This window comes from Streptomyces sp. NPDC087859 (assembly GCF_044742595.1).
Lineage (GTDB): Bacteria > Actinomycetota > Actinomycetes > Streptomycetales > Streptomycetaceae > Streptomyces > Streptomyces canus_F.
Genome location: NZ_JBIUUU010000039.1, coordinates 1 through 22,851 on the forward strand (window position 1 = coordinate 1; position 22,851 = coordinate 22,851).

Sequence of the window (22,851 nt, forward strand, 5' to 3'; positions counted from 1 at the left end):
TCAGCAGATCACCAACCGCGGACCGGTAGATTCCGCCCCGCCGCCACACGATCAGGCGACAGCAGATCCCATCAAAGACTCACGAACCGCCCACTGAGAAGAGCCCGCAACGCCTGGCTGATGTCTTCCCTGATCTTGTCGGCGAGATAGCAGCCCTGCTGCGGGACTCACATCCGGGCGACCCGATCGCGGACTCGATGTCGAGCCTGCCCTTTCATGGAATCTGCCGCAACTACGTGCTGACGGCTCCCGAGGGGACGCCATCGCCGTGGGTCATCGTGCTGGAGCGTGAGGAGGAGACGGTGTTCCTGCTGGGTGTTGATCCGTCTCGGTCTGTCGTCACGTGGGTTGATGTAGTGGACGGGCGAGATCTGTCTGCTGCATTGCCGCGGTGGTCCTGACTGACGCGTATCCCACAGTCGCGTCCGAGTAAGGGGACCGACTGACCACGGTCAGGCCCGTAGCACCGCCGCAGAGTGGCGCCAAGAAGTCCAGCGCATCCTTTGTGCGTTCGAGTAGCCGTGCTCACTCGCCGTATGGGCACCGCAGAAGCCGAGCCAGTGCCCACCCTCGCCCCCAAACTCGTTGCCGCAGCCTTCGGTATGGACCCGGAAGGCGTCATGATCTACCTCGCAGACCACGTTGACAGCGGACGCCTGATCGGCCGCCGAGGACGGAGAACATGAAGTGCGGCACCTCACTCCGGCGTTCGCCCTTGGAGCCCTGCACCGCGGCAGGCAAATCGAGCAGTTCCTCGGCGACGTCGACCGCGCGGGTCGCCGGGGTCTTCGCTGGATCGCTATCAGCCCCCGGCCGCACGGGCGTCACGATCGGTCTGAGCGAAGCCGCAGACGCGGGCACCGACACCTTCTACGACGTCTCCGAGTTTCCGCCCCAGGATCCCAACGACGAGACCTGGGGCAAGAAGATCGCCAACGGGTTGACTCCAGAGGAAGCTCTCATCCGGGCCTGCCGCGAGCCTGGTGTGAACCCCGATCGCTGGGTCAACCAGGGCATCGTCTGCGACGAACCGCGATTCCGAATTGCCATCACAGACGAACGCCCGGCTACCTCATAAGGTCCAGGTGTCACCCCCAACAGCGTCGTGCCCACCAGCCTTCGTCCGGTGAGGCAGTCGGGTCCGGCCAACTACTGGCGGTAAAGCGCTCATCGAGCGGTTCGACCATCTCTCGCAGTTCTCGGGCGGCTCGCGGAGGCAGAGCGTGGAGGGCGAGTTCGAGGATTGCGCGTTCATCGGTCGAGTAGAAGGGATGACAGAGCGGGCATCCGCAACCACCGGAAAGGGCAAGCCTCGGATGGTGCGCTATCCGTGACCATTGTCGAAGGGCTTCAGCTACTGCTCCGGGCCACAGACGGTCTCGTTCAAGACGCGCGGCTGCGGCTGCGAGCTTGCCGGAACCGTGCGAACCCAGGCTTTGACGCTCCATGCGACTGCGCCCGGAGAAACGGGTGGCGGTGCGTAGCTGTGACGGCCGTCTACGCGGCATCGTCCCTTCTGAATCGCTGCATGGGCACAGCATGCCAGAGCCGTCCTCGGCATTGCACCACCGGATCGTCGAGCTCAGGCAGAACCTAGGCCGGGCCGGACCTGCGCAATCGACACCGCGGCGGCTGCGCAATCGGCTGTGACGGCTGCGCATTCGCGGCTGCGACGACTGCGCAGACTGTCCCGGCCAGCCGGGTCCGGGGCGTGCGGGTGAGGGGGCGGTGGGCAGGCTGCGCAGCGGCCGGCCGATTGCGCAGCCTTGCGGCCGTGGTGATTACGCAGGCCGCTGACCTGCATGGTCTGGTCTGTGGTCGGGGTCGCAGGAATCGTGGTCTGCCTCGTGGTCGGGGTGGTGAGGGCCGTGGTCGGGGTGGTGGGGGCCGTGGTCGGGCCGGGGGATTGGCGTTGAATCTCCTTGTGGCGGTGGGGGCGTGAGCGGTCACGGTGACGCTCACCGCGTAGCTGGCACACAGCGGCGCACGACGGCCCGACCACACACTCGCAGTCTTTGCGCATGGGCACTGATGCTCATGACTGTTCTCGCGGTGCAGCACCGGCGGCAGCGACGCAGACGACGCCGACAGCTCACCGACTCCCGCACCCACGGCCACCTCGCGCGCTGCGGTGTCGAACGACACCGACGGCCGCGCCCGATGCGGCAGAGAAGGCGGCCGTGCTGAGCGCCTACGGCCGCATGTGGGAGGAGCAGATGAAGGCCTACCGCAAGGCCTCCGACGCGGGGGCGTGCTCGGGCCTAGCTCAGCCCCCCCGTCATGTCTGACAAGGGACCCCTTGTCAGACATGACGGGGAGTCCCGGCTCCGGCTCCGGAGCCGACGCCCTGCGCAAGGCGGCGACCCAGATGGGCACGCCGTACCCCTGGGGCGGCGGCGGAGCAGGCGGACCCTCGGCCGGCTTCTGCGACGGCGTCAACGGCTACCTGAATGGCAAGTGCTCCGCGAGCAGCACCGTCGGGTTCGACTGCCGCAGCCTTGTGCAGTATGCCCTGGGCCGACGTGAAGCTGCAGCGCACCGCGGCCGCCCAGTACGGCGCCACCTTCGACCGGGCGGTCTCCCGCAGCCACCTCAGGCCGGGGGACCTGCTGTTCTGGAGCCACGGCGGCTCCGGCGCCATTTACCACGTTGCGATCTACGCAGGCGACTCCCACGTCCTGCACGCGCCCCGCACCGGCCGCACCGTTTCCCTCGCCCCCCTGACCTCCGCCATGCCGGAGGGGGACTGCTACGGCACCACCCGCCTGCCCTCCTCAAGCCCCGCTCCAAGGATCCGCCCCGCGTGCCAGCTTCGTCGCGCGGTGGCGTACGTCCGGGGGGAGATGGTCGAGGAGGGTGCGGGCCGCTCGGCGGAGGGTTGGGGAGGAGGTGGTGTGGAGGAGGAGGCTGTGCGGGAAGGTGGTCTGGGCCGGGTGGCCTGCATACAGGCAGAGTTGGCCGGTTGGGCCGGTCCAGCCCGGGGTCATCAGGCGGGGTGGTGTGCCGATCCGCGCCGCGGTAAGGCGGAGGCCGGCGGCGTTCGGGGCGTCGTCGGGTGAGGTCAGCCGGGCTCGGCGCCCCACCCCCAGGAGTTGGGCGTTTGCCCAGACCAGGTGGGAGCCGGGTGGCATCGGGTGGCCGCCGCTCAGAGTGACCGGGTCGATCACCGTGTCTCCGGTGAGGATGACGCGGTGGCGGCCGGGGCCCAGAGGCTGGGTGCGCGGGGACAGGTCGGCGGGCGGGAACCACCACAGGTCGCGGGGCGTGTCGTGGACGAGGATCTCGGCGTGGGCGTGGCTGAGGGGGTGGGGGGCCTCCCAGTCCTCGGCGCCCTTGATGCCGGCCAGCAGGTCGGGGTCCAGGAGCAGGCGGCCGTAGCGTTCGACGAGGGCGAGGGGCCGGCCGTCGGGGTGGCACATGCCGAACGTGGTGGTGACGTGGAGTTTGCCGGCGTGCCAGTGGATGTCGTCGACCGTGAGCTCGGGCTTGAGGTCCTTGGTGCGGCGGGCGAGTTCGACGAGGGAGTCGAGGTGGCCCTCCTCCAGCAGGTGCGCTCGGAGCCTGGTGAGGGCGGGGAGGCCGTCGCGTACGCCGGGCGGGTAGGCGTCGAGGGCCATGCGGCGTACGACGGTGAAGTAGCGCTCGAGGGCCTTGCCGCTGCGGTGGAGAACGCGGGGTTCGCCGACCGGGCGCAGGAGTTCGACGCGGTAGGAGCGGCGGAGCAGGTGGTCCTGCAGGGGGCCCGGCCGGGTGTCCTGCTTGATGGCGTCGACGACCGTGCGGAGGTGGCCGTAGTAGTCCTCGGGGGTGGTGGCGCGGCTGCTGGTGTTGCCGCCGTCGTCGCGGCGCTTCCATACGTAGCAGGGGTGGTCGCCGAGGATGGAGACCGTTTTGGCGCGCAGGTAGGCGCGGACCATGAAGAGCTGGTCCTCCAGGCGCACCGGTCCCTCGGGGAAGGTGATCCCCTCGGTGAGGAGGAAGTCGCGGCGGAACATCTTGTGCGGGGTGAGGCTCTCGAAGAGGGGCGCGTCCTCGACCGTGCAGCGCTCCACGTTGCATTTGAAGACGTTGCTGGGGCCCTGCATGGTGCCGATGACCTTGCCCAGCACGATGTCGGAGCCGTTGCGGACGGCCATGCGGTGCAGGTGTTCGAGGGCCTCGGGGGTCAACTCGTCGTCCTGGTCGACGAACTGGACGTACTCGCCGCGGGCCAGCCGGACCCCGACGTTGCGGGGTTTGCCGGGCCAGCCGGAGTTCTCCTGGTGGACCACGCGTACGTGCGGGTGCTCTGCCGCCAGTCGGCCCAGGCGCTGCGCGGAGTCGTCGGTCGAGCCGTCGTCGACGTAGATGATCTCGTAGGCGTCCTCACCGAGGGTCTGATGGAGGAGCGACGGCGCGCAGAGATCGATGTACCGGCCCGCGTTGTACACCGGCACCACGATGCTGACCTTGAGCGTGGGCGCTTCCTCCGCCGGGGGACAGGTCTCCTGTTGTTCCATGGCCGTTCATGCTCTGGCACGGGGTGGCCGCGGCGGCGTTGTTCAGGCGAGTGTCTTGTGGAATGACCCGATCGCTTCGTCCAGGGCCCGCGGTTGGTCCAGGTGTACGTCATGCCCGGCGCCCGGGACAACGATCACGCGGGTGTCCGGGCGCAGCGCTCGCATGTCGGCCGCCTCGGTGGGGGGCATGGTGCCCTTCTCGCCCCGGATCAGGAGCGGTACCAGGCACCTGAGCGGCGCTGCGGTGACGGGCAGCGGCCGCTCGGGTGCCTGGTGGCGGTGGTGCTTTTAGGCTGGGAGGGCTCGGGGCGTACTGGAGGTTTGCCATGCCCCGGACTATTTGGAGCGGTGCCATCTCGTTTGGCCTGGTCACTTCTCTGAACTTAGGTCTTGGCAGGTGAAGCGGGCAGTTCCGGCCCGGCGATGTAGCGGATGCGGCGGTCCGTATGGTTCCGGTCGGTGATGTCTGTGCTGTCGACGTATTGGTCGATCGCGCCGACTGGCGGCAGTGAGCGGAGGACTGGATCGCTGATCGTGCTGATCAGGGCATCGGTGAAGCGGTAGGCGTCCAGCACCAGAAACGGTCTGGTGTGGAATGGGCGAACATGCACGTCAAGAGAGGCGGTGATCCCGAGGTCGTTGTGTATGGCGGCGACGAGCTCGTAAGCCGGCGACAAGTACTGCTCGCGCTCCTGCCAACTGCGCGCTGACAACGCGCTCGAAAGTAGCGGGGCGAGCGTCGGGGCGCACGGCAGTGCGGTGAATGCCGTGCCCAGCCATTTGCTGTAGGGCGGATAGACCCGATGCATCAGCAGGCACAGCCTCATCAGGTCGCGCACCTGCCGGGCCGCAACCACCGCCGAGCCCAGGTCGTCACCCACTTCACCACAGCGCCCGACGAACGGTTCTTCCTGCGACAGGCGCATCCACTGGCAGGCCAGTACGTAGCGCCACACGTCGTCGGGGTACCAGGCCAGTGCACTGCGGTAGGACTCGAGCAGGCCAAGGCCGTCGTGGAAGACCGCGCCGCCGGTCAGCTCCCGTAGAAGCTGCGTCGGGATCATCAGCCATTCGCGCGCCGACAACCCCTGGGCGGGGTCGGTACCGATCTGCTCGGTGAAGAACTCCCGCAGATCAATGACGTGTACCCAGTGCCGGGGTGGGGTGTCGTCGGGAAAGGAAAACCGGACCGGGTAACCGTGGAACTGCGCCGGCAGCTGTAGGTCCAGATCCGCCTCCAGCTGCTGCGCGAGGGCCTGGAAGTCTTCATCGGCGAGGAAGACCTGTACGCGCGGCCCCCAGGCGTGATCGGTGGAGCGGACGGTGTCAAAACCCTGCACCTCCGAGCCGTAGCCAATCAGCGCCGCCGAGTACGGCACGTCCTGCAGCGCGGTGTCCAGGATCGGGGCGACCACCCGCCTGTAGAACAGTTGGGCAAGCTCGAGACCAGGCAGAAAAGGGCGCGTCATGCCCGTCACCCTGGCAGATCCACATGACCGGCAGCCATCTGTTATTCATGCATCCGCGACCAGCTCACCGAGGCCGTCACGGTGTGGTCCCCGCGGTGTTGTCTACGCGACGGCGAGTGATCCAAAAGCTTCCTGGTCAAGGGCGGTTGGCCGTAGAAGTGCGTCCGGCAAGGTTGGTGAAGGAGGGCATCGCCAGGTCGACGGTCTGCCCTGCGCTGCCTTGCTCGGCATCGAGCAAGGCCAGTTTGTCCCGGGCTCCGGAGAGGCTGACTTCGAGGCCTTCGATCTCGCCGAGCCAGCCTTCCGTCCTGGCTTCGGTGATTCGGGCGATGAGGTTGTCGCGGATCTCGACCAGACGGCCGCGCTGGGCGGGATCGGGGCGGAGGAGTGAGCAGCGGACGCAGGCGTGTTCGTGGATGCAGGCGGTGCCGTAGGCGCGGGCACAGGTGCCGACCGAGAGTATGCGGCGTTCGAAGTGGCCGAGGAAGTCTTCCCATTCCGCGTCGGTGGGGGTGCGGTACTCCTGGGCCGGGCGCAGTGCCCGGCGGCGCGAAATGAAGGCGCGGTGGGCTTCGATGGTCTCGGCGGGGTAGATGGCGTGGTAGCCCATGGTGGTGTTGATGTTGGCGTGGCCGGCGAGGGCCTGGGCGATGTGAGGCGGCAGGCCGGATCGGATGGCATCGGTGATGAACATGCGGCGGAAGTCGTGCGGGGTGAAGGCCAGCGGTTGGCCGACAGAGTCGGTGAGGCCGATGAAGGCGACGACCTCGTTCAGTGTTCGGCGGATGAGTTCGCCGCTCATGCGCGAAATCTCCCCGCCTCGGTCGCACTGGAACAGCAACGGTGCCGGCGGGTTCCAGGTGCGTTCCGCGTAGTCGTAGGCGGCGAGGAGTGGAATCGTGCCGCTGTGGGGGTCGCGGACACGACGGATGATCGCGGACAGGACGTCAGCCAGTTCAGGGCTGACGAGCAGAACTCGTTCGGGTGCGGTTCCTTTGAAGGGATGATCGGTTCGATCTCGCGAGCCGGTGAGCTCAGTGGCCGTTATGAGGCGTCGGCGTAGGCGAGGTGGGTGCCGCAGACGGTGCAGCGGAAGAGCATCGCGGTGGCAGTTTCGCCAAGGTGGGTGAGGAACTGCTCGAGTTGGGCTGCGTCGTGCCAGCCGCCGATACGCAGGTCTTGCCTCAGCTGGTCGAGGGCCTCGGGGTGGGCTGCCAGCTCGCTGTAGCCGATCTCGCCGATGAAGGCGGCCGCGTCGTGGCAGTGGACGAGCCAGTGTGGATCCTGCCAGGCGTGGAAGCCGGGGGTGCGGCGGGTGACCTCGTGCAGGATCTCCTCGCTGACGCCGTCGAGTCCGTAGGAGTCCGTGAACTCGCCGGTGAACCGTTCGGCCGCGCTGCCGTCGGCGATGCACCAGGGGCAGAAGCGTCCGCTGACCTCTTGGGCGGTGTAGAAGGTCGCGGTGTAGATCCACCCTGTGGCGCGGTTGCAGCTCGCGCACGTCTCGGTGCTTGCACGGATGGATCCGCTGGCGAGCGGATCGGGGTGGTAGCGGAAGGCGGGAAGTTCTGAGCTCACCGGTGCAGTCTGTTCGTAAGACAGTCCCGTGATCAAGCAGTGAGGGCGAATCGGCAATGTCGCCTACGGCCAGTGCTACAACCCCGGGACGCAGCTGCACGCGTTCTCCGTACGCGCCATCTGCGGCTGGGGCCCCGACGCTTACTCGAATTGGGTATATGTGACGCCGGGCAACACCCACAGCATCGGTATCGGCTGCGGCCCGTTGACTGCCGGCGTCGGCGGCGTGGCGATCGAGTACGGCGGCTGAGCGTTCCCGGGACGCCCAGATCATCAGAAGCTCTCTGGAAGGTCCATGAAGATCTTGGGTTCTGGCCCTGCCGCGTGAGCGGCAGGGCCAGACTCGTCATGTGGCGATGGGGCCCGCTCCCTGCGACATGCGGCCAGTCCGTCACCGGCACGCCCGGCCCGAGCTACCCGTACGCCCCGCCCGAAGGCGGCCTGCACTGCCCCGAATGCCGCACCGACCTCTCCCGCCAGCCACCCGGCCTACTCAAAGTCCCCTTCACCCGCCCACCCTCCAGAAGCTGACCGGCCACCCCGGCCGGGTTCGGCCACCATCTACAGAGCCTGGAGCGCAGTGGCGCCCGGGTCCGCGACGGACGCAATGGGAACACCTGCCGGTTGACCTGCTAGCCAGCCGCTCCGAACCGTGGCACCTCGCCCGGCTCCATGTCGGTGCGGATGCGGGTGATCCGGACCGGGGGGGCGCCAGCGTCCGGCGCTGTCCCGGGCGACGTCCACGGCGACTTCGGCGACGGCCTCGGGCACGACCAGGTGCATCGACATCTGCTCCCGCGAGCCCCACCGCACACGGAAGGTGTACCGCGTCCACGGGTGGCCGGTCTCTCCGGCGCAGCTGGCCGGGCTGGGGCCGCCGAGAAACGCGATGTTCGCACGCCATCCTCACGCGGAATTTCGCCTCTACGTGACCCGGCGCTGTTCACCACTGGTTGCACGACGACCCGGCAGGCGGGTGGCCAGGTACGGGTGCCGACGTAGTGCTCGGCCGGGCTGCTGTTCGAGCCTCGCCCTGTGTACCTTCGTAGCAGGCCGCGATCTACACCTACGAGCGTAGACGTGCGATGGCACCGTCCTAGCCCTTGCTGGGCGAGGCTGACAGGAAGGCACGCTGAACATGACCGGGCAACGCGACCGTTGGGCGGAACTGACCGGCGGACAAGCCGGAGAAAAGTACGCTCAGCGTTTCGCGCGGCTCGCCGAGTCGGGTCAGGACATCCATGGCGAGGCCACCTTCTGCGCCGCGCTGCTGAAGCCCGCCGCCCGGATCCTCGACGCAGGCTGCGGAACCGGCCGGATCGCGATCCGGCTCGCTGAACTGGGCCACCACTGCACCGGCGTGGACGTCGACCCCTCGATGCTTGCCGTCGCCCGCCGCAACGCGCCTACGCAGGAGTGGCTCCTCGGTGACCTGGCTCGTCTGGACACACTCGGCCTGCAGCCGGGCTTCGACCTGGTGCTCGCCGCCGGAAACGTCATCCCGCTGCTGGCCCCCGGTTCCGAACCAGCCGTCGTCCGGCAACTGGCCATCGCACTGCGCCCCGGCGGGCTGCTGGTCACAGGCATGGGACTGGACGCGGCACACCTGCCCCTGCCTGAACCACCGGTGACCCTAACGGAGTTCGACCACTGGTGCACAGAGGCCGGACTGACCCTCCGGCAGCGCTACGCCACATGGAGCGGCGATCTCTACCACCAGGACTGCGGCTATGCCGTCAGCGTGCACACCCGCACCACCACATGAGTCCGCGCCCTGTCCGCGACCGTCCCCCTCACGTAGCCATGCCCTGCTCGACCCACCTCACCAGGGCCGCGAGAGGGTCGGCCGGGATCGCGTCGGCGCCGCCGTAGCAGTGCCCCACGCTCGACGCCATGAAGAGCCGGGCGAACCGTTCGGTCCTCGCCTTGCCGCCCATGGCGTTCATGACCTGCTTGTAGTAGCCGATCGTGCCCTCGGGGCCGATCAATTCGTCCGCGGAACCGTGCCAGAGGATCAGCCTTCCGCCCGTGGCGCGAAGGCGGTCAGGTCGGCGTCGTTCGTGCCGACGACCTCGCCCGCGAGAACCGGCCCCGGCCCAGCCGTCTGTACCCCTACAAGCCTTACCTGGAACGGCGGTTCACCGCCGGCTGCACGAGCGTCACCCGGCTGCACTGCGAACTGCTCGACGAGAACGCCCCCGTCATCTATCAGATGGTCCGCGCCTTCATCGCCACCCTGCGTGCGACGCCGTCGCAGGCGCCGTCTCCGCCGACAGTGCGGCGGGTGACCGACTGGTTTACCCGCCATCCTGCGTCCCAGAGCGAGGAAGAACGCGCCGCGCTGTGTCTCCCTCGGCTGCCTCCGACTTTTCACCTTGACCTGCAGCCAGGGGGACTGCTGCAGGTCAAGATGTCACCCGGTCGTGCAGCAGACCCGAGTTCACGCCTGACCAGCGGAAACCTGCCGATCAAGTCCAGAAGGACAATGGCTACTCAGCTGTCGGCCACTAGTTTTTCTGCAGTGCGCGGGTGACACCCGCGACAACGGCGGTCGTCAGTACCCAGCCGAAGGCGATCAACAGGTAGGCCAGCCACTGGAGGCTGTCGTTCGGCCAATACCAGGCTGTGCGCTGGCCCAGGCCGCCGATGGGGATCAAGAGGTCGAGTGTGTAGACGAGGGGCTGGAACGGGGCGCCTTCGCCTCGTTGCGCCGGAGTGGGGGTCTGAGCGCTGAAGGACAGTGCGCCCAGCAAGGTCAGCGCGAGGAGCCAGACGCCGGCCAGCCAGGGGCGGTAGCCGTAGCCGACGGTCACGTCGAGCAGGTGCCCCCACGCGCGCGCGGTCCAGGGCAGGGTTTGACGCCGATGGCGCTGTTTGGCCAGGAGTACGCGGCGGGCTTCGTCGTCGTGACCGGCCTTCCGGTACCAGCCCGCCAACTGCTCATAGGGCTGGGGGTTGTACCCGGGGCAGCGTCGTATCCATGCCACGCGGTGTGGCACAGAGTTCCGCCGGCCCACCGCCGCCCGCCGCTCACCCGTCTTGTCCACCTTGATGGAGCCGTAGACGAACCCGTCCAGCTCCACCACGTCCGGCCAGCTCTGCTCGCTGTCGTGGAGGAAGGACACCTGCGCGCCCTGGAGGTCCACCGTGCCGGACGGCGGCCGGGCGAGGGTGAAGTCGAAGTCGACGGCCTGCATCAACAGGGCGACCAAGGACGGACCCTGGCCGTCGGGCGGTCCGTTCAGGATGGCTCCTTCGAAGGTCAGGGTGCCCGAGATTTGGGTGCCTTGCAGCCGTACGGTCCCGTTCACGGTGAACCCGTCGGAGAAGTCGAGTGTCGAGGCCACAGCGTTGTCCAGGACGAGCGACACTCCGTGTGGGCCGGGGGCCGTCAGGCGTGCGCCCTGCATGAACAGTCCGCCCGGCAACTGAGCACCCAGCAGCCGCACTTCACCTCGCGCGACGAACCCCCTGCAGAAGACGCCGCCTTCCATGACCAGGCCGCCAGCAGCCACCGCCCATCCTTCGGACGCTCTCATCTCGGCCCCGTTGAGGAGCAGGCCACCGGTCACCCGGGCGTCGCTCAGCGACAGGGCCGTACTCACGTGGTTGAAGGGCGAGGAAGCCAGGCTTTCCACAACGGAGCGCCGCAGGTCGAGGTTTCCCTCGACGCGAGCCGAATCGGCTTCGATGCCCGGCACCCGGCTGCCCGTGATCACGAGCGTCTGTAACGACGCTCCGAGAAGGTCCACCGACTCCGCGAACCAGCAGTCCTCAAGCCAGAGGGCATGAGCGATCTGCGTGCCGGCCAGGTTGAGATGCCCTGATATCCGCGCCCCGGCGAGCCTCAGGCACGCGACGGCGCCCGGTTGCGTGGTGTTCGCACCCAGGAGGAGTCCCACGATCACAGCGGCCCGAACCGTCCGTGCCGCGCCCCACCGCTCACCCTCGACGACCCGGTCGTCCCCAGGAATGCCCGTGCGCAGGTCCACGCGGCGTCCCTCGGGGAACGCGTCCCACAACTCACGCTCCGGTGAAGTCAACTCGTCATATGAGAGCACCCATACAGAGTAGTGATCTCCCTCCACGCTCGCCCTCGCCCTCGCCCTCGCCCTCGCGCACGGACGGGAGGGCGGTTGGGAGATGCCGCCACAGCAGAGGTGGGAATGCGGAGTCACTCCTGGCCGCTTCGGGCGGCGGCATGGGATCTGCCAACGGATACCCTGGACATCGTGAGCTGGCACGACGGCCGGCTCGCCCTCAAACGGCTCCTACGCCGCATCAACCGGCGCCCGGCGCCCGTGGAAGCCGAAGTCCCTTCCAGCGCCGCCCACTTCGTCGCATCCGACCTGATGCGCGCCCGTTGGGAGCACCCGCACGCATCGCGTTGCGTCGCGGACGATGGCCTTCACGGAACTCGCTGGGCCGACGAGCTCCACCTGCCGTTCGCCCTCCGTGCAGGGTCGCGTTGGCGGCTGCCTTGTCTCCCGGCGGGCGGTGGGTGCACCTTGCGGGCCCCACCGCTGCACTGCGCCTTTCCTTGGTCAGGCTGATTCGGGCGGTTCGCTGAAGCCCCAGGCGAAGGCATAGCGGTCCAGATGGGCAGTCGCACGTTTGGCCGCGTCAGGGTCTGTGGGGCGCGGGATGCGTATGTGGAAGCGGTTGTTCTCGAAGGTGCATTGCACGAGCGTGGGTTCCATGGGCGTACCTGCTGCGGCGAGCTCGGCCAGCACTGTGTGCTTCAGGGCGCGTATGCGCAGCGGGACCTTCGTCGGCTTGCCGACGTCCGTGAGGGGAAGTGAGTCGAGGATGACGATTTCCTTGGGGACGGCAGCCGCTTCGTGTATCAGGGAACGGGCGTGGTCCATGAGTTCGGCGGGCGTGACATACGCCTTGGGGGTGCAGGGTGACGTAGGCGACGGGTACCTCGCCAGCGTGCGGGTCGGGGCGCCCTACCGGTCCGGCGGCAGCGACGTCTGGATGCTCAAGGAGGGCGTCCTCGATGACAGCGGGGTCGATGTTGTGGCCCCCGCGGATGATGAGGTCCTTGGCCCGCCCGGTGAGGTGAATGAAGCCGTCAGGGTCGATGCGGGCCAGGTCACCGGTGTTGAGCCATCCATCCCTGACAGTGCCCAGGGTGTCGAGGACGGGTGCGTCGGCTTCGCGGGCGGTGACGTATCCGGCGAAGACCGTGGGGCCCTTCACCGCCAGAATGCCTGTCTGGCCCGGAGGGAGGCTGTGCCACGTTCCGTCGTCATCGATGCGGATGGTCCTGACCTGCTGGTAGGGCAGGCGTTGTCCGACGGATCCGGGGCGGTGGTCCGGGCCCAGGAAGCCGCGGGCGCTCGCGCAGGTCGCTTCGGTCAGCCCGTAGCCCTCGCACAGTTCCACGCCGGTGTGGTCGCAGAAGGCGGTGCGCACGCCCGGAGGGAGAGCGGAGGCACCCACGACGGCGAATCTCAGGGAGCTGATGTCGGCGTCCACGGGGCACTGGGCCAGAACGGAGTAGACGGTGGGTACTGCTGAGAGTGTCGAGATGCTGAAGTGCTCGATGATCTTCCAGATATGGAAGTAGAGCTCGGGTTCCCGGTAGCCCAGAGGGCCGGCCCACACGACGTGCTGCCCGCGCAACAGCGGGGCAAGGAGGGTTACGACCAGGGCGTTGACGTGGAATAGGGGGAGGGCGGCGAAGATGACCGCGTCCTGGTCAAGGAGGGCGTTCGCAGCTATTGACCAGGCGTCGATGACTTCGTTGGCTTGGGTGTGTGCGGCCAGCTTGGGTGCACCGGTGGTCCCGCCGGTGTGGAAGAGCGAGGCAAGATCGCCCGCCTTGGGAAGCTCAGCCGGGGGCAGCGGGGGAGTCTGTGCTGCGGCGTCCTCGAGGTATGCGATGTGGCGACCGGGCAGGGGTTCCAGTGCCGGTCCGCGCCCGGTAGATGCGGTGGGTCGCAGGGCGAACAGAGCAGTCACGTCCAGGCGCGTGGCAATCTCACGTGCACCGGCCCAGATGTCTTCGTCCAGTTCCGGCCCTGCCGCCACCAGTATGCGCGCGCCGCCCAGTTGAAGCAGCCGGACGATCTGGTCGGCGGGGAGGGCCGGATTGACGGGCGCTGCGATCCCCGCGGTCTGCGCGGCGAGCACGACAGCCGGTAGGAGTGCGGTGTTGGGCGAAAGGATGCCGATCGCATCAGCCCGGTTTGCTCCATGAGCCGTGAAGACGTGTGCCAGGCGGTGGACGTCGTCACGCAGCTCGGCGAACGTCCGGCGTTCCCCATGTCGCCAGCGGTCCGCGCTGGGCAGGACAGTCAGCGCGGGTCGGTCGGGCCACCGCTCGGCCGCGCGTTCCAGGACCTCGTACGTCGAGGAAGGCAGGCCGCGTTCGTTCAGGGGTACGGACTCGATGCGAGGGAGATCCGCGGGGCCCTCGTAACGGGGCCAGAGGTGTGCACTGTCGGTGCTCACGATCGCTCACCAGCTTTGGCCGTGCCTGCTGCATGCTTGCCCGATCTTGCACCTGCACAGTGGCTACGGCACACCACAGCGTTTCCATGCCGAACATGAGCAGGGGTCCTGCCGCCTGCGGCAGGGGCCCTTTCCTGTGTTCGCGCGGCCGAAGCCAGGCAGGTCGCTGCCGTCGGGCCGGAGTGCTGCGCTTTGTCCCGGTACTCGGCCATCCACTGAGCTTTCGCGGGTACGGCTCGATCGATGTCGAGGTCAGGGCCCGTCGTCGGGAGGTTGCGGTGAGGCAGAGCGCCGGGGCGCTGTGTCTTCCTTTGATCGGTTTCGGGTTTGGTGGGTGTACTCATGGCGGCTCCTCATCCATACCCGGGAAGAAGTGCGAACCCAGGTAGGCCTGTCCTCGATCTGTACGTCAACTGGTTGCGGAAGTTCCTGCGCCGACGGGTTGGCGCGATGCTTGCTGGGCCGCGGCGCGTTGCGGCTGCGGTAGCGACAGGTACTCGCGAACTTTCGCGGGGCACTGGGCCGTTGATCGGTGCGAACACAGCGCAGGGGGCCGTCCTGCCCCAAGGTGCTCGTTTCCGGCCGGAGTTGCCTCGACGGTTATCCGGCTCAGCGGGTTTCGCGGTGCGGGGTCAGGAGGTGGCGTGGAGATCGTGAGCGAACCAGCGGCTGGTGAGGTCGATGGTCTCCTGCAGGTGATCGGTGAAGAGCTCGAAGTGTGTCTGCGGGATCTCGACGATCTCCAGCCGTTCGATCTGGCTGAGGGCGAGGCGGGCGGCGGATGCCGGGGTGATGGCGTCGTCCGTCGCGAGGACGGCGTGGACAGGGCAGGTGATGGCGCCGAGGTTGCCTGTCGGGTGGTAGTTCGCGAGGTTCCACAGCGAGGCGAGGGTGACCTCGTTGCGGAAGGTGGGGGCGTCGGCGGTCATCCGTTCCATCCACTCCCAGGCGCCGTCACTGGTCATCGCGGCAATGTCACCAGGCTTGCCGGTACTGGCGATCATGGCGGGCTGCTCTCCGGCTGCCTGGCGTCGGGCAGCGTCCGCGAACATGTCGAGCACGCCGGGGTCCAAGGTGGAGGTGTCCAGGCCGGTGAAGGGGACGAGGACGACGGCTGAGCTCACGCGGGTGTCGGTGGCCGCCAGGGCCAGAGCGTGCCCACCGGACATGCTGGTGCCGAAGACCCCGAGCCGGCTGGTGTCGATGTCGCTGCGGGCGGTGAGGTAGTCGAGGGCGTGGCGGTAGGAACGCTGTTGGGCGTCCAGGTCCATGTGCTGGCGGGGTTCACCCTCACTACTGCCGAAGCTGGCGTAGTCGTAGGCCAGGACGGCGATGCCGGCTTTGTTCAGTGCGGCTGCGTAGGGAGGCATGAGCATTTCCTTGACCCCGCCGAACCCGGCGGCCATCACCACCGCCGGCACGGGGGTGGTGATGCCATCAGGCAGGTAGAGGTCTCCTGCCAGCTGCTGGCCGTCGGAGGGAAAGGTAATGGACGTCGAAGCCATCACGTGCTCCTGGTGCGAGGGCGGGCGCATGTGCCCGCCGGCCGATCCGTGGACGCGCCCACCGTAACCGAATCTGAGTTCAGATTCAGTAAAGTGGTGGGGTGACTATGAAGGAGCGAGGACGTCAGATGGCACAGGCCGACCAGCGCGAGCCGCGGCAGGAACGCAGCCGCGTCACGCAACGCAAGATCCTGGATGCGGCCGGGCAGGCGCTGAGTGAATCCGGGTGGGAGGGGATGGTGATCTCAAAGGTCGCGGCAGCGGCCGGCGTGTCCGTCGGGTCGGTCTACGAACGCTTCCAGGACAAGGGCGGCTTGGTGCGCGCGGTCCAGCGGGACATGCTGGACGCCGTGGACGCGGACCTGCGTGAGGCTTTCGCCCGCCTGGAACGTGCCGAGCAGACCCCGGTGAGGGACCTGATCGCCGAGGCCGTGGCTGCGCTGGCAGAGCAGTTGACCCGGCACAGGGCGGTCATGGGACCGCTGGTTCTGCGCGCTGCCACGGACCCTTCGTTGCGCGAACGCGGCAACGCGACCAGTGCACTGGCTGAGAAGTTGTTCACCTCGCTGCTGGTGGCCCGGGCCGACGAACTCTGCTGCCCTGCCCCGGCGACTGCGGTTCCTGTGATCTTCCGGTCGGTGTTCAGTACCGCCATGTGGCAAGTGATGTTCGGTGCCGACACCGGCTTGCGGCACGCGATCAGCGAGGAACAACTCCTGCTGGAGCTGATCAGGATGTGCCAGCTGTACCTGCTGAGTCCTGACGAGGCGGCTTCTGAGGCCGACAGGTAGGACGTTGGCCACCACCCGAACGCCAACACCGGAAGCGATCGCGACAGGTCGAGCCCTCTCCGGTGTCCTGGGTGCGAGACGCCTACTGTCGCACCCAGGACATGGATCAGCGGCGGCGACGCAGACGCTTGTCGGCGAGGGCCGGGATGGTGGCGTCGAAGTTGTCGGCAGGGTTGATGTCCGTGCCGGGTTCCACAATCTCGTCGATGCGGTCCAGCACGTCGTCGTCGAGCACGACGCTGGCACCGGCGAGCAGGTCGTCAAGCTGTTCGGGGGTGCGTGCGCCGATCAGCACGGTACTGACCGCAGGGTGCGACCGGACGAAGCCCAGCGCCAGGTGGGTCATGGGCACGCCCATACCGTCGGCGAGCTCACGCAGCTGGCCCGCTGCACGCACCTTGGTCTGATTAGCCGGGCTGGAGAGGTCGAAGGCGTGCGTCTCCATCTGCGCACGCTGCCCGCCCGTCGGATCGGTGCGGCCTGCCAGCCAGCCGCTGGCCAGCGGTGCGTAAGTGAGCGCGCCCATCCCGAACGACTGCAGGGTGGGGAACACGTGCGTCTCCGGCCGGCGGTTGAAGATCGAGTAACGGGGCTGCTCGCTGATGAAACGCCGACTGGCGCTGCGCTCGGCAGCCCATTGGGCCGAAACGATCAGCTCGGCCGGAAAGGTGGACGATCCGATGGCGCGAACCTTGCCCTCCCGCACCAGGTCCGTCAGGACGCCGAGAGTCTCCTCCAGGTCCGTCCGGTAGTCGGGCCGGTGCATCTGATAGAGGTCGATGTAGTCGGTGCCCAGCCGCCGCAGACTGTCCTCCACAGCACGCCTGACCCAGCGCACCGAGCCGCCGCTCTCGTTCGGGTCCTCTCCCATCGGCAGGCCGAACTTGGTTGCCAGGACGACTTCTTCACGCCGTCCCGCGATGGCCAGACCTACGACCCGCTCCGACTCGCCTTTGCTGTAAACGTCCGCGGTGTCGATCAGGTTGACCCCGGCGTCCAGCGCCCGGTGGACCATGGCCACCGCCTGTTCGTCGGTCGGGCCTCCGGGAAAGCCGAAGTTCATCGCCCCGAATGCGATGGCGCTCACCACGATGCCCGATGCCCCCAGCGTGCGCTGATCCATGATCACTCCAAATGTCGCGGATGCATTTCTCCTATCGAGAGGAACACGGCAGCTTTCCCTGGCGGAACACACACCTGTGACCCGCTACGACCTGAGGGGGGACAAACAGACCCCCCTCAGAAGCTCACGGAAATCGTTAGTCTGGATTGCATGAACGAACCTGCCGCTGACGGCCTGGGTGCATTCCTACGCACCCGCCGCGCCCGCATTTCGCCGCAGGATGCCGGGCTGCCACCGTCGATGGGTATCCGCCGGGTACCGGGGCTGCGCCGCGAAGAAGTGGCCCTGCTCGCCGGTGTCAGCGCCGAGTACTACGAGCGGCTGGAACGTGGCCGCAGGAAGACCGCGTCGGCATCAGTGCTCGATGCCATCGCCCGGGTACTGCAGCTGAACGCCGCTGAGCGGGACCACCTCCACGCACTGGCCAGCCCGCCCAGCTCCAAACAGCCGCGCACAGCCCCCGTGCGCCTGCGCCCTGGGCTCCGCCGCGCTCTGGACGCCGTTACCGACGTTCCGGCGCTCGTTCTCGGACCCCGCTACGACCTCATCGCCATCAACAACCTCGGGGCAGCGTTCTACACCGGACTGGATCTCCTGCCCGCGGGACAGCGGAACATCCTCCGCTACCTGTTCACGGTCGAGGCAGCCCGCGAACTGTATGACGACTGGGCAGGTACCGCCCGCACGGTAGTCGCCGAACTGCGCCGGTACGCCGGCACCCACCCCCATGATCCGAAACTCGCCGACCTCGTGGGCGAGCTGGCCGTGCGTGACCATGACTTCCGCCGCTGGTGGGCCGACCACGACGTGTACCGGCGCGAGTACGGAAGCAAGAGGTACCACCACCCCCTGGTCGGCGACCTGGAACTCGGCTACGAGGCCATGACACCGGTCGGCGAGCCCGACCTGACATTCGGGACGCACACCGTCGAGGCTCACTCACCGTCCGCCGAGGCCCTAGCGCTCCTGGCGAGCTGGTCGGCCACATCCAAAGCCGGCAGCACCGCGAAGCCGGCATCTGCAGATACCGCGATCGCGGACCCCGAGGGGACAGCGTAGCCACTGGTCGCCGCTCGCCGTCGTAATGGCCCCGAAAACTTGAACCGCAAATGGTCAGGCGGCCGACGCGGCTCCGCTGAAATTTGCGCTTCGACCTGATCAAAATACCGGCGCGCGCGGACCAGAATTTCTTTCCATTTCGATAGGCACTTCAAACCACTCGCTCAACTAGCACAACCGAACTCCGAACACGTAAAAACGCGAAAGGACCCGCCATGTCTCATCACCTCGACACTCCGCTGGCGGCACAGAACGGCCAGCTGTTCATCGACGACCTGTATGTCTTCCCCGGTGAGGACAGCACGGTTTTCGTCATGGACGTGAACTCCAACATCACCGGGGTGTACGCCGAGCCCGGCTTCCACCACGAAGCGCGCTACGAGATCAAAGTGAACTTCGACGGCGCTGACCAGGAGACGCTGACCTTCCGGTTCTCCTTCGGCGAGCCCGACGCGGGTGGCCGGCAGGCGCTGCGTCTGCACTCTCTGATAGACGCGGATGCCCAGGGTGACGCCGCCGAAGGCGAGCTGGTACTGGAGGGCTACACCGGCGAGACGGCCGAAGCGGCTGGCATCCGTGCCTGGGCCGGCCGTATCCAGGAAGCCTTCTACATCGACCTTTCCCTGCTTGGCGCCGTCAACGGCGCCGTAGGAAAGGGAACTGCGGTGGATTTGTCGTCCTGGGACCCTCGGAGCGCACAGAACACCTTCGCCGGTACGACGGTGGAGGCGATCGTCCTCGAAGTCCCCCACACTCACGACCGGTTGCGGCCCGGAGCCCGCACCGGAGTGTGGTGCGCCACGAAGCTGGCCACCGATGCGGGCGGCTGGCGGCAGATCAACCGGGGCGGCTACCCGATGATGTGGCCGATCTTCTGGCCCGACGACACCGACTTCTCCAACCCCGCCAACACCCGCCACCCGTCAGAGGACGTCGCCGCCGACGGCCGGGCCATCGCCGATCAGATCGCCGCCGTGGTCGCGGCCACCGGCACCTCGGCCGACCCCGCAGGTTACGGGCAGGCCGTCGCCGCACAACTCCTCCCGGACGTCCTGCCCTATGAGGTCGGCACCCCCGCCTCCTTCGGCTTCGCAGCCCGCAACGGCCGCACCCGCGCGGACAATGCACCCGAGGTGATGATGTCGCTGGTGACCAACATGCCGGTGCCCAGCGGCCTTTCCCCGGCCACCACAAAGGCCCAGCAGAACGACCACTTCCCGTACGTCGTCGCCCAGTGACCGGCGCCCACGCCGTCGAAGCTGAGCAGACCCAGCGACGCGGAACCAGCTGAAAGCCAACGTGGATCTCGGGACATCGCCTGGCCGCAACGGCGGCCCGGTTCTTCACTGCAAGGAGCTGTTCAATGAGTGTGTGGTTCGTGACGGGCTCGTCCCGCGGCTTGGGGGCGGAGATTGTCCGCGCTGCTCTGAAGGAGGGACATCGAGTCGTCGCCACTGCCCGCAGTGCGGACGCGGTGCTCAGCCAGTTCCCGGGCGCCGGCGACCAACTGCTGGCCTTGCCGCTCGACGTCACAGATCCCGCGGGGATCGAGACGGCGGTTGCAGCGGCCGTGGGCCAGTTCGGCCGCATTGACGTGGTGGTCAACAACGCGGGCCGAGGGCTGCTGTGCGCGGTGGAAGAAGCCGACGACGCCGCTGTCCGCGCGGTGTACGAGACCAACGTCTTCGGACTGCTGGCAGTCCAGCGCGCGGTCCTGCCCATCCTGCGCAAGCAGCGCTCCGGGCACATCATCAACATGAGTTCGATCGCAGCCTTCGGCGGCCTGGCCGGCTGGGGCATCTACGCCTCGACCAAATATGCCGTCGAAGGCTTCAGTGAGGCCCTCCACGCCGAACTCGCACCGCTCGGCGTCCACGTGACCCTCGTGGAACCCGGGTACTTCCGCACAGACTTCCTCGAGCCGAGCAGCCTACACACCGTCGATGAGCCGATTGACGACTATGCAGACACCTCCGGTGCGATGCGCCAGGCGGTTCCCAGCATCAACAGGAACCAGCAGGGCGACCCGGCCAAGGGCGCCCAGGTGATCGTCGACATGGCCGCCAGTGCGGAGCCGCCGCTGCGCCTGCAACTGGGCTCCGACACGCTCCAAGCGGCGGAGGCCAAGCTGGATGGCGTCCGTAAGGAGATGGACGCCTGGCGTCACATCGCGGTCACCAGCGACTTCAGCTGAGCCGTCGGCTGCCGTCCGGAACGTCGCGCCGACAGCACAACCGGTGCGCACGTCGCCCGCCGCCACGGGCCTCGCGCCAGTGCATGGCCTGCGCCCCACCGGGCCTGAAATGGATCTTTGCGCCTGCCGACACGGTGGCGGAGCGTGAAGACTTCGGACGGCATAGCCGGCACCGGCCTCGTTCGATCCCGGGCTAGGAGCTGATCCGGCGGCTCCGTTCATCAGTGAGGCGCAGCTGCAGACCTTCCGCGGTTGAGCCGGTCAAGCGTTCGCTGGGCCGCGGAAGGTCTTCTCTCGGCATGGTCGCTTTGGTGGGGTTTCCACCGGTATCCGTGTCAGGCGGTTGTGTCGGGCGACGGAAGCGGCCCCCATTCCTTGGGGGACGAGAGGATGAAGGACGTCGCCGGCTTGCCGAGTTCGTTCAGCGTGTCAATGAGCGGCTCAAGGGCGCCGACCTCATGGGCGACGATGCGCAGGATGTGGTCGTCGGTGCCGGTGACGCGGTGGTCTTCAAGGATCTGCGGAGTCGCTCGGGCAGTGTGCGCCACCTGGTGGGACTGGCGGATACCCGTGGTGGACAACACGATGAAAGCTTGCACCGGCCAGCCCGCCTTGGCCGGATCGACGCGGGCGCTGTATCCGGTGATCACCTGGAGGCTCTCCAGGCGCCGTACCCGGGTCGCCACAGCGGGCGGGCTCAGACCGACCCGGCGCGCGAGCTCGCGGTAACCGAAGCGAGCGTCCTCCTGCAGCAGGTCCAGGAGCTGCCAGTCGATGGAGTCGAGGGATGCCATGCCCTCAATCGCACCCGAAAACTTAACAAACGGCAAGCCAACCACCGATCGAGCCGCACAAAGTGCATTCCGGCATCGCGGCAGGCATACGTACGGTCTCAGTGTCCGCTTGGACTTGCCGTCCTTCGTATGTATCCGTGGAGTCTGCCGATGAGTCGCCGTGGCCTGCTGTTGTTCCTCACCGTGGCCTTTCTGTGGGGGGTCCCCTACCTCTTGATCAGCGTGGCCCTGGAGGGCCTGGGGCCCGTGAGTGTGGTGGCCGGACGCGTCACCCTGGGAGCCGCGGTCTTGCTGCCGCTGGCGTGGCGCCGCGGCCTCCCGCAGCTCCTGCGCGAGCACTGGCGCCCGCTGCTGCTCCTGGCCGGGGTGGAGGTCATGGCGCCCTTCACGCTGATCGCCGTAGGAGAGCGCACGGTTCCCTCCGGCCTCACGGGGGTGCTCATCGCCACAGAGCCGCTGTTCATCCTGGCGCTCAACCTGTTCTGGGGCCAGCGAGAGCGACTGGCGCGCGGTGCGTTTGCTGGAGTCGCCCTGGGATTCATCGGCGTGGTCGTCCTGCTCGGGGTCAAGGGTGTGGGTGGAGGTGCCGTGCTCGTGCTGGCCGCCGCGGCCTTCTACGCGGTGGGCGCGCTGCTGATGCACCGACAGTTCCCCACCATGCCCCCTCTGACCGTCACCGCAGGCATGCTGACCCTGGCCGCCGGTCCGCTCATTGTCGCCGGCGCGGCCCTCGAACCGGCACCGCAGATCAGCGCCCGGGTCCTGCTGGCCGTAGCTGCGCTCGGCGTCGCCTGCACCGCAGGCGGCTTCACCTGCTTCTTCGCCCTGGTCCGCGCCGAAGGCCCAGCACGCGCATCCTTCATCACCTACCTCGCCCCCGTTGTGGCCGTCGTGGCAGGTGTAGCCGTGCTTGCCGAACCCGTCACCTCGCACATGGTGGCCGGGACTGTGCTGATTCTTGCGGGTGCTGCCGTGGCCGCCCGGCGGCCGACCAGGACAGAGCCTTCCTCGCCCTCGAATGCGGAAAGCAGCCGTTCCGATGTGCAGGATGCATCAGTTGTGACAACCGGTAAGTCAGGCGTGGGAAATGAAGCAGGACAAGCCTGAACACGACATCTCCTCGAAAGGGACCTCAGCCCGTACATCAAACTGGATGAGATGCCTGGAGAACCGTGGAGAATTCGCCCTGCGATCACTGTTTGGTGAATCCCCATACATCCTCATCTGGCTTGAAGTGCGCAACTCCCTTACTTGCCGGCCATCCCTGCCTGTACCCGCAAAAGCATGCCTTGCCTTTTCGGTCCCGTGGCCGAACAGCCTGGGCGCCGACGGCCCTGCGACGGGTCACGACGCCCGGGTTGTCGACGCCCTCGACGG

The 22,851-nt window shown here is 67.6% G+C and carries 16 protein-coding genes and 3 pseudogenes; 8 read left to right on the top strand and 11 right to left on the bottom strand.

Features of this window, described 5'->3' with window-relative positions:
- Nucleotides 1-682 precede the first annotated feature (682 nt).
- Both ACIOHP_RS49370 and ACIOHP_RS49375 read left to right on the top strand, forming a co-directional pair.
- Entirely contained in the window at nucleotides 683-1,078 is a 396-nt protein-coding gene (locus ACIOHP_RS49370) for a hypothetical protein (RefSeq protein WP_401898335.1), read from the top strand.
- A 1,429-nt stretch (nucleotides 1,079-2,507) separates the two neighbouring features.
- A pseudogene (locus ACIOHP_RS49375) lies at nucleotides 2,508-2,678 on the top strand (NlpC/P60 family protein); the annotation flags it as partial.
- Between the two features lie 96 nt (nucleotides 2,679-2,774).
- On the opposite strand, the gene ACIOHP_RS49380 reads toward ACIOHP_RS49375, so the two are convergent.
- From ACIOHP_RS49380 to ACIOHP_RS49400, 5 genes and pseudogenes are all read right to left on the bottom strand, one after another.
- Nucleotides 2,775-4,499: a glycosyltransferase gene (locus ACIOHP_RS49380; protein WP_401898337.1), complete on the bottom strand. Its 1,725-nt coding sequence runs from the start codon at nucleotides 4,497-4,499 to the stop codon at nucleotides 2,775-2,777.
- 42 nt (nucleotides 4,500-4,541) lie between these two features.
- Nucleotides 4,542-4,760, bottom strand: a pseudogene (locus ACIOHP_RS49385) (alpha/beta fold hydrolase); the annotation flags it as partial.
- A 122-nt stretch (nucleotides 4,761-4,882) separates the two neighbouring features.
- Nucleotides 4,883-5,968, bottom strand: coding sequence for a DUF4037 domain-containing protein (locus ACIOHP_RS49390; protein WP_401898340.1), 1,086 nt, complete (start codon nucleotides 5,966-5,968; stop codon nucleotides 4,883-4,885).
- A 136-nt stretch (nucleotides 5,969-6,104) separates the two neighbouring features.
- Complete coding sequence (locus tag ACIOHP_RS49395) at nucleotides 6,105-6,770, bottom strand: tyrosine-type recombinase/integrase (protein ID WP_401898342.1); 666 nt, start codon at nucleotides 6,768-6,770, stop codon at nucleotides 6,105-6,107.
- A 242-nt stretch (nucleotides 6,771-7,012) separates the two neighbouring features.
- Entirely contained in the window at nucleotides 7,013-7,546 is a 534-nt protein-coding gene (locus ACIOHP_RS49400) for a CbrC family protein (RefSeq protein WP_401898344.1), read from the bottom strand.
- 1,138 nt (nucleotides 7,547-8,684) lie between these two features.
- Here ACIOHP_RS49400 and ACIOHP_RS49405 point away from each other — a divergent pair.
- Nucleotides 8,685-9,311, top strand: a complete 627-nt coding sequence (locus ACIOHP_RS49405) for a class I SAM-dependent methyltransferase (RefSeq protein ID WP_401898347.1) — start codon at nucleotides 8,685-8,687, stop codon at nucleotides 9,309-9,311.
- 28 nt (nucleotides 9,312-9,339) lie between these two features.
- Here the strand turns inward: ACIOHP_RS49405 and ACIOHP_RS49410 are convergent.
- From ACIOHP_RS49410 to ACIOHP_RS49425, 4 genes and pseudogenes are all read right to left on the bottom strand, one after another.
- Nucleotides 9,340-9,579, bottom strand: a pseudogene (locus tag ACIOHP_RS49410) (tannase/feruloyl esterase family alpha/beta hydrolase); the annotation flags it as partial.
- A gap of 474 nt (nucleotides 9,580-10,053) precedes the next feature.
- Nucleotides 10,054-11,607, bottom strand: a complete 1,554-nt coding sequence (locus ACIOHP_RS49415) for an oxidoreductase (RefSeq protein WP_401898348.1) — start codon at nucleotides 11,605-11,607, stop codon at nucleotides 10,054-10,056.
- A 562-nt stretch (nucleotides 11,608-12,169) separates the two neighbouring features.
- Nucleotides 12,170-14,008, bottom strand: coding sequence for an AMP-binding protein (locus ACIOHP_RS49420; RefSeq protein WP_401898350.1), 1,839 nt, complete (start codon nucleotides 14,006-14,008; stop codon nucleotides 12,170-12,172).
- Nucleotides 14,009-14,640: 632 nt separating this feature from the next.
- The gene (locus tag ACIOHP_RS49425) at nucleotides 14,641-15,513 is read right to left on the bottom strand and encodes an alpha/beta hydrolase (protein WP_401898353.1); all 873 of its coding nucleotides are present in this window, start codon (nucleotides 15,511-15,513) and stop codon (nucleotides 14,641-14,643) included.
- Between the two features lie 128 nt (nucleotides 15,514-15,641).
- On the opposite strand from ACIOHP_RS49425, the gene ACIOHP_RS49430 reads away from it, so the two are divergent.
- Entirely contained in the window at nucleotides 15,642-16,304 is a 663-nt protein-coding gene (locus ACIOHP_RS49430; protein WP_401898355.1) for a TetR/AcrR family transcriptional regulator, read from the top strand.
- 106 nt (nucleotides 16,305-16,410) lie between these two features.
- Here ACIOHP_RS49430 and ACIOHP_RS49435 read toward each other — a convergent pair whose 3' ends face one another.
- Nucleotides 16,411-17,427 carry an aldo/keto reductase gene (locus ACIOHP_RS49435; protein WP_401898356.1) on the bottom strand — a complete coding sequence of 339 codons (1,017 nt, stop codon included), beginning with the start codon at nucleotides 17,425-17,427 and terminating at the stop codon, nucleotides 16,411-16,413.
- Between the two features lie 150 nt (nucleotides 17,428-17,577).
- On the opposite strand from ACIOHP_RS49435, the gene ACIOHP_RS49440 reads away from it, so the two are divergent.
- The 3 genes from ACIOHP_RS49440 to ACIOHP_RS49450 all read left to right on the top strand — a co-directional run bounded on the left by ACIOHP_RS49440 (nucleotide 17,578) and on the right by ACIOHP_RS49450 (nucleotide 20,680).
- Nucleotides 17,578-18,486 carry a helix-turn-helix transcriptional regulator gene (locus ACIOHP_RS49440; protein WP_401898359.1) on the top strand — a complete coding sequence of 303 codons (909 nt, stop codon included), beginning with the start codon at nucleotides 17,578-17,580 and terminating at the stop codon, nucleotides 18,484-18,486.
- Nucleotides 18,487-18,701: 215 nt separating this feature from the next.
- On the top strand, nucleotides 18,702-19,724 hold the full coding sequence (locus tag ACIOHP_RS49445) for a DUF4331 family protein (protein ID WP_401898362.1): 1,023 nt from the start codon (nucleotides 18,702-18,704) through the stop codon (nucleotides 19,722-19,724).
- A gap of 125 nt (nucleotides 19,725-19,849) precedes the next feature.
- Nucleotides 19,850-20,680, top strand: a complete 831-nt coding sequence (locus ACIOHP_RS49450) for an oxidoreductase (protein WP_401898363.1) — start codon at nucleotides 19,850-19,852, stop codon at nucleotides 20,678-20,680.
- Nucleotides 20,681-21,015: 335 nt separating this feature from the next.
- Here the strand turns inward: ACIOHP_RS49450 and ACIOHP_RS49455 are convergent, their stop codons facing one another.
- Nucleotides 21,016-21,474: an Lrp/AsnC family transcriptional regulator gene (locus ACIOHP_RS49455; RefSeq protein WP_401898365.1), complete on the bottom strand. Its 459-nt coding sequence runs from the start codon at nucleotides 21,472-21,474 to the stop codon at nucleotides 21,016-21,018.
- 150 nt (nucleotides 21,475-21,624) lie between these two features.
- On the opposite strand from ACIOHP_RS49455, the gene ACIOHP_RS49460 reads away from it, so the two are divergent.
- The gene (locus tag ACIOHP_RS49460; protein ID WP_401898366.1) at nucleotides 21,625-22,581 is read left to right on the top strand and encodes a DMT family transporter; all 957 of its coding nucleotides are present in this window, start codon (nucleotides 21,625-21,627) and stop codon (nucleotides 22,579-22,581) included.
- Nucleotides 22,582-22,851: the final 270 nt, after the last annotated feature.